Below are 10,280 nucleotides of genomic sequence, written 5' to 3'. Positions count from 1 at the left end.
TTGGTCAGGAGAATTAGTTGTGCACGCTGTTCTAAGCTGAGTGGGACGGTAACAATCCGTGGCATGTGCAAACATCGTTTAACCAAAAATGTCTTTTCGCATGTTTAGTTGTTTTTGTCAACTTAAGAAATTATTAAAAATAGCTTCATCTTCTATAGTGAATATAAAGATAGAGACTGATCTGGATGAAGATTTTACCAAATTTTCAAATTATCAAAAGTATTTTTACAGGAGAGGTTTAAGTTATCTGGAAAAAAACTTTGATTTTAGCAAAGAAAGAATATGGTGTAATGAATATAATATTTTTTTCAAAATAAATATTCTCGATATAAAGGAATATAATCGAAGTCACACTTTTAATGATGTGGTTCAGTTGCTGTTTAAAGGCCAGATAGCTTCCACTCGTGATAATTATATCAGTGTGTATGATAATGATTTGTTTAACTTCTTTTCTTTTGAATTTGATTTTTATGGTATTAATGCTAAAGAAGTTTTGAATATTAATAGAGATAGTTGGAAGTCTGATTTTGTTCATGAGATTTACGTTAAATTTTTCAATATATTAAAAAATGTTTATGAAAATAATTTTTTAGAATTATCAAAAATGCTAAAGGGTGGACTTTATCTAAGACTATTTGAATATTTCATAGGAAAAATTAATTTTAAAGAAATTTTTCTTGATGAGGATATTAGAGAATTGTTTGGAATAGATTTTGATTTAAATAGGATCTTATTTCTTCAAGGAAAAGGTTTGAATCTATTAAAGAGTGATGTGAATTATATCGATATTTATAATAGAAATGATTGTCTTCAGGATTTGTTAAAAAAATATTTATCAAATAAAGGATTTTTAATTTATTCTATATTTGATGGTGAAAAAAGTATGGGACAAATTTGCATACAACCTTTATTTAAAATCGAAGAAATTTTAGTTGAACAGTATTCTTTTTCTGAGATTAAGCCTTGGGGTAATAATTTGGATTTTGAACAATCTATCATAAGTGCGTTTAAGCCAAAATTTCATCTATTTAGTGAATGTTATTTTTATTTATACATAAATTTAAGTAATATTGAGGGGGACTTCGATAAAGAATTTTATGATCTTAGATTATCAGAGCAGAATCATGAAAATAGAATTTTGTTACCATTTTATATTTATAAGAATAAATTAGTTCGTGCTGATCTTAAAGATTTTATTAATTTTTTATTGAATCGAAAACTGCTTTTACTAGATTTATCAATGGAAAAAATTTTGAAAATATACAAAAAATTAAATATTGAAATTGAAGCAGTAATGAAAAATACAGAAATATGGAAAACTCAAAATGAAATTGATGAAAATATAAAATTTATTGATGAATAAAAGAAACCCCGCAATAAGCGGGGTTCTTGTTATCTCAATATTTAATTAAATATTAAACACGTTCGATAATGGTTGCGATACCTTGACCAAGACCAATACACATGGTCGCAAGACCGATTTGCGTATCTTGTTGTTCCATCACGTTCAACAATGTTGTTGTGATACGCGCACCAGAACAACCCAATGGGTGACCAAGAGCGATTGCACCACCGTTCAAGTTCACACGATCTTGCTGGTCATAAATGCCTAAGCCTTTAAGAACTGACAAACCTTGAGCAGCAAACGCTTCGTTTAATTCAATTGTTTGAATGTCAGCAATCGACAAGCCCGCACGTTTAAGCGCTTTTTGCGTAGCAGGAACAGGACCGTAACCCATGATTGCTGCATCACAGCCTGCAACTGCCATAGAGCGAATCACAGCACGTGGCTTAAGACCTAATGCTTGAGCACGTTCAGCAGACATCAATAACATTGCAGAAGCACCATCAGACAACGCTGAAGAGGTCGCCGCAGTCACTGTACCGCCTTTCGGATCAAATGCTGGACGTAAAGCCTGGAATGCTTCAAGGTTAGCATCTGGACGAATCACTTCGTCGATGTCGCACAGGATTTTGAAACCGTTCTGGTCGTGACCTTCAACACCAATAATTTCGTTTTTGAAACGACCTTCTTGCGTTGCAGCCCAAGCGCGGCGGTGAGATTCAACACCAAACGCATCCTGTTCTTCACGAGTAATGCCGTTCATGCGACCCAACATTTCAGCGGTTAAGCCCATCATGTTAGATGCTTTTGCATAGTGCTTAGACGCTTCCGGGTTGATGTCGATACCGTGCATCATGCCAACGTGACCCATGTGCTCTACACCACCAATGATGAAGATATCACCCTGGTTGGTTGCAATTTGCGCCGCAGCAGCATGGATTGCCTGCATTGAAGAACCACAAAGACGGTTAATCGTTTGACCTGCAACAGTTTTAGGCAAGTCAGCCAATAAACCAATGTTACGGGCAATGTTCATACCTTGTTCAAGCGTCTGGTTGACACAGCCCCAGATCAGGTCTTCAACTTCGTTGACATCAAACTGGTTACGGGCAACCAAAGCACGAACCAATTCAGCAGATAAGCTGTCAGCACGGACATTGCGGAACATACCGTTTTTGGATTTACCCATTGCTGAACGTACACCATCAACGATGACAACGTCACGCGGATTTAAAGTAGCCATTCACGTTGCTCCTTAACCGTAGAATTTTTTGTTGTTAGCAGCCATGTCGCGCAACATTTGTGGCGCCTCATAAGCCTTACCTAAGTGAGCGTATTTGTCGCAAAGTGCAACGTATTCAGCAACACCTGTTTGGTCGATGTAACGGCATGGACCACCGCGGAATGGAGGGAAACCTACACCCATGATCATCGCCATATCTGCTTCAGAAGCAGTTGCAACGATGTTGTCTTCCAGGCAACGAACAGTTTCGTTACAGAAAGTCAGCATCATACGGTCAATGATTTCTTGAGCATCAAATTCACGTTTGTCGCTTGTCGCAACAGAAGCAACCAGCTCATATGCAGTTGGATCAACCACTTTGGCTTTTTTGCCTTTACGGTCTAATTCATATTTGTAGAAACCAACGTCGTTCTTTTGACCCAAACGTTTTGCTTCATACATGGTTTGAATCGAACCTTTGAAGTCCGGTTTCATACGGTCAGGGAAGCCTTCAGCCATTACTTCTGCACCGTGAACGCCTGTGTCGATACCGACAACGTCCATCAGGTAAGCAGGGCCCATTGGCCAGCCGAATTTTTCCATCACTTTATCGATTTGCTGGAAGTCTGCACCATCTTTAAGAAGAAGGTCGAACGCACCGAAGTAAGGGAACAATACACGGTTCACAAGGAAGCCCGGGCAGTCATTTACCACGATAGGTGTTTTACCCATTTTCTGAGCAAGAACCACAGTAGTTGCGATTGCTTCAGCAGATGTTTTCTCACCACGGATGACTTCTACCAGTGGCATCATATGCACCGGGTTAAAGAAGTGCATACCGACGAAGTTTTCAGGACGTTGCAGGTTTTCAGCCAGACGGGTGATTGAAATCGTAGAGGTATTTGATGCAATGATCGTGTTTTCACGAACGTTCTTCTCGGTTTCAGCCAGTACAATACCCTTCACTTTAGGGTTTTCTGTTACCGCTTCAATCACGATATCCACTTCTTTAAATTCTTCGTAGCTTAAAGTCGGGCGGATGCGAGCAAGGGTTTCACCCATTTGCGCAGGTTTCATTTTCTTGCGTTCAACTTGTTTTGTTAACAAGCCATTCGCTTCTTTCATACCCAGTGCAAGCTGTGGATTACCAATGTCTTTCATGATGATTGGTGTGCCTTTGCTTGCCGCCTGGTAAGCAATACCACCACCCATAATACCCGCGCCAAGTACAGCTGCCTGGTTTACAGGATGAGCACCTTTTTCATATTTCTTAGAAGTTTTCTTCACCACTTGGTCGTTGATGAATAAACCGATCAACGCGCCAGCTTGTGGAGTTACCGCAGCTTTAGCAAAACCTTCAGCTTCTACTTTTAATGCTTCGTTACGTGGAAGGCTTGCACCTGCCTGTAAAGAATCAAGAAGAAGTTTAGGCGCAGGGTATTGCGCAGGGTTTGCTTTCGCAAGTACCGCACCTTTCGCCGTATTGAACGCCATCATTTGTTCAAGCGGGTTTAATTTAATAGGGTCTAATTTTTCTTGGCGTTTTGCTTTCCAGTCTACACGGCCAGCAAGTGCTTGTTTAACCAAGTCAATCGCAGCGTCAGTAAGTTTATCCGCAGCCACAACCGCATCTACAGCACCGTCTTTAAGTGCAGCAGCAGGTTTTTTAGGCGCAGCCATTGCCATCCATTCAACCGCATTGTCGATACCAATAACACGGCTTAAACGAACAGTACCACCGAAACCAGGGTAGATGCCCAGTTTGATTTCTGGAAGGCCGACTTGCGCTGCTTCTGACATGACACGGTAGTCACATACCAGGCACATTTCAAAGCCGCCACCCAATGCCATACCATTGATTGCAGCAACTTTAGGAATCTCTAGATCTTCAAATGCATTGAAGATGTCGTGAACAGGCAAAGCCCAATCCACAATCGCTTGTTCGCCTTGAGCGAAGTTTTCACCAAATTCAGTGATGTCTGCGCCAACGATAAATGTAGATTTACCCGAAGTAACAACTAAACCTTTAATCGTACTATCTGCTTTTACAGCTTCAATGGCAGCTTTAAAATCTTCAATTGTTGCACGGTTAAATTTGTTGACCGACTCACCTTGTAAGTCAAAGCGGAATTCTGCAATTCCGTCCGAAAGCATTTGGACGGTAATGGCATTGCCAGCGTGGATCATGCCTGATCTCCTTTATTTTGGAGGACTTCTAAGTTGATGTTGTGAAGCATGTACGCCTTTTTTCCTGCGTACATTTATGCTTCGCCAATCTTACGATAACTATATCCAAAAAGAACATAACAAGTTGTATCAAGCCGTGACGCTAGGGTCATCAATTTTTTTCAACAAATCCTGAGGCTTGGCAACCCTATTTTTACTGTAGCTATTAAAAATGTAATGAACTTTTTGTTTAGATTAAGGTTTTCTAATAATGTCGTGCTTATTTATAGCGGGTACAAGTGTGCTATTTCAAGTTTTTTATGGCCTTGTTTTGGTCAAAATAGTCAATCGATCCCAATTTTCAGTGCAGCGGAGGGAGCTTGAAACTGAAGTAAAAGTGACATATTTGTAGTCAAATACCTGTTTGAGTATTTGACTACAAGCATGAGGATAACAAGGATTATTCGGGCTGAATGATCAATTGCCCATCTGCATAGCTTAAAGTGAGCTGTGTTTTTTCCGGATAATTTAAAAAATACACCGCCAGAATCGGTTCCAGTTCAGTGCGCATTTTGCGGGCCAAATGGCGTGCACCAAAACGGATATCATGATCTTTATAAAAGTGTGCTTTGGCGGCTTCGGTCAAAACCACCTGACGTTTTTGATGCTGCAGGCGCTGATTCAGTTTTTGCAGTTCAATGTCCACCAGTTTCGGTAGGGCATCATCCTGTACCGCTTGGTAATGTAAAGTGCGATCAATGCGGTTGAGAAATTCTGGATCGAATTTCTTAAACATCACTTTTTCAATAATGGTTTGGGTCGGTATTTTTTTCAGACATAGATTCTGCATTTTTTTCGGTAAGAAATTCAGTTTATCCAGATATTGCTGTGCTGCCTGTGCCCCGACATTACTGGTCATAAAGATCATGCAATTACGAAAGTCGATGGTTTTGGTGCCGGAAGTGAGGTTCAGCTTGCCAGTATCCAGCACATTCATTAAACCGCGAATGACTTCTGTGGAGGCTTTCTCCAGCTCATCAAATAGCACAATCCCCGGGCGGGTATGACTGCCTGCAATGGCGGTTTCATCAAACAGGCTATGACCTTCTTTGGAGCCGACATATCCCGGAGGTGCACCAGTAATGGCTGCGGCATAATGTTCCTGTGCCAGAGTGTTCATATCGATGCGGCAAAAAGCATCAGGACGGCCGTAAATCGCTTCGGCAATCAGGCGTACCGTTTCAGTTTTACCGACACCGGTCGGGCCGAGCATCAAGGTCACGGACAAGGGACGCTCGGGACTGGAAAAATCGGCTTTGACCACATGCAGCATTTTTTCAATTTCATTCAGGGCGGCATCCTGACCAATAATGCGCTGCTGCAACAGCTGCATGACTTCAAGCGGTTCAAAATGAAAACGTGGCTTGCCAATCAGTTTATCTTTTTCAGATGTGCTATGCGTTGCAGTGTCGGGTTTGACGATATGCATGGCGTGATTGGGAGTCGTCATTCAGTTTGATCCAAATTGTTCAGATGGCCTGAGCATAGCAAAATAAGCGCAATTTACTTATAGCTTTTAGCAATCAGGTGATTGCTGGAACTTTGTATGATCATGATAAAAACAGGCGATTCGCTTGAAAATGGCATGAAAACCATCACATCATGTAGCAAAGTTTATGCAATTTAAATCAGGCTGAATGTGAACGAAAGCGCACGAGAACATATTGAAAAGATTCTGGCCCATATGACCACTTTACCGGGCGTGTACCGTATGTTGGGTCAGGATGGCGAACTGCTGTATGTCGGCAAGGCCAAAAATCTGAAAAACCGTGTGTCGAGTTATTTCGTTAAAACCATCGAGCATCCGAAAACACAGGCTTTGGTGGCGCGTATTTATGATATTGAAACGCTGGTAGTTCGCTCGGAAACCGAAGCTTTATTGCTGGAACAGAACCTGATCAAGTTGCATCGTCCGCCGTATAACATCATGCTGCGCGATGACAAATCCTATGTCTATATTTTTGTTTCCAGTGACAAGCCTTATCCACGTATTGCGGCCGGTCGCGGCAAGGGCAAACATCAGCTCGGCAAGTTTTTTGGACCGTATCCGAGTGCCTATAATGCCCGGGATACCTTGGTGGTGCTGCAAAAACTGTTTAATGTACGGCAGTGTGAAAACAGCTATTTTTCCCAGCGTAAACGTCCGTGTTTGCAGTATCAGATTAAACGCTGTAGCGCGCCCTGTGTCGGTTTAATTAGCCCTGAAGAATATAAAAATGATGTAGACAACTCGATGCGCTTTTTACAGGGTGATACCAAAGAATTGAATCAGGAGCTGATTCAGAAAATGGAAGAAGCCGCTGAAAAGCTCGAATTTGAAAAAGCTGTATTTTATCGTGATCGCATGGCCTTGCTGCGTGATGTGCAATCGCAACAGGCGATTTATAAACTCAAAGGTGAAGCCGATATTCTGGCGATTGCCTATCATGCCGGAGTGACCTGTGTGCAGATCATGCATGTGCGCAATGGTAAAATGCTGGGGGGTAAAAGCTATTTCCCGGATATGCTGGGTGATGATCTGGGGCAAATGTTGTCGGACTTCATGGCGAACTTCTATTTTCAGGTGGCCGATGAAGTTCCTGCCGAGCTGATTGTTAATGTCGAGCTTCCGGACCGCAAAGAGTTGGAACAGGCACTGCAACAGGAATTCGGCAAGAAAATACAGATCAAGCACAATGTTCGGGAAACCCGGGCCGAATGGCTGGAACTGGCCAATATGAATGTGCAGCACGCCATTAAAGGCCAGCTGGCCAATCATTTTGAACTGAATGAACGTTTCCATCAGCTGGAACAGGTGGTGGGACGTCCGATTGACCGGATTGAATGTTTTGATATCTCACATACCATGGGCGAAGCCACCATTGCTTCCTGTGTGGTGTTTGATTCGGGCGGTGCGCGTAAACGCGATTATCGTCAATTTGCCATTGATGATATTACCGGCGGTGATGACTATGCGGCCATGCGTCAGGCACTGACCCGCCGTTATAAAAAAGCCATGTTGCCGGATTTACTGCTGATTGACGGCGGTAAAGGTCAGTTGCATATGGCGATGGAAGTGATGCAGGAGTTGGGACTGGATGCTTTTATGGTCGGGGTATCCAAAGGAGAAGGGCGTAAACCCGGTCTGGAAACCTTGCATTTCACTGATGGTACAAAAATCCAGTTGCCAGAAGACCATAAAGCACTGCATCTGATTCAACAGGTACGCGATGAAGCACACCGTTTTGCCATTACCAAACATCGGGCCAAACGCGACAAGAAACGTGGCTCATCGGTACTGGAAGTGATTCCCGGACTGGGGCCGAAACGCCGCCGTGACTTGCTCACCCATTTTGGCGGTATACAGGGGGTACTGAAAGCATCGGAAAATGACTTGAAGCTGGTGCCCGGGCTGGGTGATGTCATGGCCAGAACCATCTATAAGGTGTTACATGAATAAATTCAGGCAGATTGGCCAAAATGCTCACTGACGCAGCAGTCATTGATCATTCACAACAGTCCAAAATAAGTGAAAGATAGAGCCAATTAAAAAATCCAAAGGACGAAGGATGTCACTGCGCCAATTATTCACTGCGATCGGACAGGACGAATGGGTCGATATTCCGCAAGGCTGGTTACAGGGGCGCACCATTTATGGTGGACTGGTGGCCGGGATGATGATGCACAAAGCCTTACTCGCGGTTGCAGATGCAGAAAAACAGCTGTTAAGTACCAGTGTGACCTTTGTTGGTCCAGTCCAGCTGGCACCAGTTCGATTGAGTGCTGAAATTTTACGTCAAGGCAAGTCCGTGACCACGGTTGAAGTGCGGCTCTGGCAGGACGATGCTGTGCAAAGTATTTTGATTGCCAGTTTTGGCACGCATCGCCAGTCGACTATTTCCGTGCAACAGGAACGACTTGCACCTGAATTTCTTATGCCTGAGCAATTAAACATTGCGGAGCATCATCCTTTAGCGCCGGAATGTTTTGGACAGATGGATCTGGTCTGGGTAGATGGACAGTATCCATGCACTGGCAGTGTGAAACCTGATTTTAGTGGCTGGATGCGTTTTAATCCGGATCGGCATGACAATCGGGAAATGAGCATCGCCGACTTGATGGTGGCTTTCGATATGTGGCCACCTGGTGTCTTACCGATGTTTAACACATTTGCACCGGCCAGTTCGCTGACCTGGCATGTGACCTATGTGCACCCTTTAAACAGTCATCTGCATGATTGGTTTAAATATAAAGTATTTACCGATTATGCTGCTGAAGGTTATTCGACCGAGTATGCGCATCTTTGGGATGCAGCAAACAGATTGATTGCGATTTCCAGACAGACAGTTACCGTGTTTGCCTAGTGACACTTTATAGCAATTCGTATAAAGTGACTCTCACTAACGATGAATCAATCCTCAAAATATGTGTGGTTTTTCATTGTACATAAAGGGGAAAAATTGGCGGTGTCTATGACTACAGGTCGCATCCTGAATATTCCAAATATCTTGACTTTGGCGCGTATTGCTTTAATACCTGTTTTCTTGCTGGTGGCTTATTGGCCCCCTGCAGTGGGTGTTTCTGGTCATGATACAAATATGACTCGTCACGTTATTTTAACAGCCATTTTTGTCATTGCTGCTGTCACGGACTGGTTCGATGGCTATTTGGCCCGCTCACTCAATCAAACTTCTGCATTCGGCCGTTTTTTGGACCCTGTAGCGGATAAGCTGATGGTTGCGGCTGCATTGATTGTTCTGGTGCAATGGCAACCCACCATTTCTATGGCTTTTGCTGCCATTGTCATTATTTCACGTGAAATTACGGTTTCTGCCTTACGCGAGTGGATGGCAGAGCTTGGGGCACGTACCAGCGTGGCTGTCTCGACTGTAGGTAAATATAAAACCGCTTTCCAGATGATTGCGATTTCAGTATTTTTACTGAATTGGCAACCATTTGAAATGCTGGCTTATGCATTGCTTTACACTGCTGTAGTGCTGACGTTATGGTCGATGTTTATTTATTTAAAGGCTGCATGGCCCTATTTAAAACAGCCCTAAGTTTAGCTTTAAAAATAAAAAACGTCCTAAAGGGGGCGTTTTTTTATTTCTATAAGCCTTTCGGGCAAAGATAAGGATTAAAAATAGCAAATAAAAAAAATCCTAGATTTTGGGGGAAATCTAGGATTGAAATCGGGGATATTTATAGTTGTTATAAGATGTTTAACCATCTACTTGAGACCAAGTATAGGGGAGGACAACTGCCAAATCATGTAGGTTATTGTATTGTAATGTATCGTTTTATTGAGAAATGTAGTTTTGAATTACAGTTATTTCTAAATGTTTAAAAGGTTTATGGAATAAGTAGAATTTTTTAAATTACGCAGATTCAAATCCCAAGTGCGACACATTTGTAGTTAGTTGAAAAAGTTAGGTGTATTCGTAGAATCATTGGACTTTTTCAACTCGCAATTGGAAAGCACACAATGAAGAAATACACCCAACTTTC

The 10,280-nt window shown here is 42.4% G+C and carries 7 protein-coding genes; 4 read left to right on the top strand and 3 right to left on the bottom strand.

The window, feature by feature from the left end:
* Positions 1-100: 100 nt before the first annotated feature.
* Positions 101-1,363 (top strand): hypothetical protein, encoded by a 1,263-nt coding sequence (locus tag FTT87_RS14830; protein WP_180175047.1) that lies wholly within the window; start codon positions 101-103, stop codon positions 1,361-1,363.
* A gap of 52 nt (positions 1,364-1,415) precedes the next feature.
* Here the strand turns inward: FTT87_RS14830 and fadA are convergent, their stop codons facing one another.
* From fadA to FTT87_RS14815, 3 genes are all read right to left on the bottom strand, one after another.
* On the bottom strand, positions 1,416-2,588 hold the full coding sequence (fadA, locus tag FTT87_RS14825) for an acetyl-CoA C-acyltransferase FadA (protein ID WP_166170684.1): 1,173 nt from the start codon (positions 2,586-2,588) through the stop codon (positions 1,416-1,418).
* 12 nt (positions 2,589-2,600) lie between these two features.
* A complete protein-coding gene (fadB, locus tag FTT87_RS14820; RefSeq protein WP_180175046.1) occupies positions 2,601-4,754 on the bottom strand; it encodes a fatty acid oxidation complex subunit alpha FadB in 2,154 nt (717 codons plus the stop codon).
* Between the two features lie 439 nt (positions 4,755-5,193).
* On the bottom strand, positions 5,194-6,243 hold the full coding sequence (locus tag FTT87_RS14815; protein ID WP_180081449.1) for an AAA family ATPase: 1,050 nt from the start codon (positions 6,241-6,243) through the stop codon (positions 5,194-5,196).
* Positions 6,244-6,432: 189 nt separating this feature from the next.
* Between FTT87_RS14815 and uvrC the strand changes: the two genes are divergently transcribed.
* The 3 genes from uvrC to pgsA all read left to right on the top strand — a co-directional run bounded on the left by uvrC (position 6,433) and on the right by pgsA (position 9,832).
* Positions 6,433-8,232, top strand: coding sequence for an excinuclease ABC subunit UvrC (uvrC, locus tag FTT87_RS14810; protein WP_180081451.1), 1,800 nt, complete (start codon positions 6,433-6,435; stop codon positions 8,230-8,232).
* A gap of 109 nt (positions 8,233-8,341) precedes the next feature.
* Entirely contained in the window at positions 8,342-9,136 is a 795-nt protein-coding gene (locus FTT87_RS14805) for an acyl-CoA thioesterase II (protein ID WP_180081453.1), read from the top strand.
* A gap of 108 nt (positions 9,137-9,244) precedes the next feature.
* Positions 9,245-9,832 (top strand): CDP-diacylglycerol--glycerol-3-phosphate 3-phosphatidyltransferase, encoded by a 588-nt coding sequence (gene pgsA, locus FTT87_RS14800; protein ID WP_086196466.1) that lies wholly within the window; start codon positions 9,245-9,247, stop codon positions 9,830-9,832.
* Positions 9,833-10,280 lie beyond the last annotated feature (448 nt).

Source organism: Acinetobacter sp. YH01022 (assembly GCF_013420235.1).
Lineage (GTDB): Bacteria > Pseudomonadota > Gammaproteobacteria > Pseudomonadales > Moraxellaceae > Acinetobacter.
Note: the sequence above shows the minus strand (reverse complement) of the source record. Positions and strands in the feature narration are given on the sequence as shown.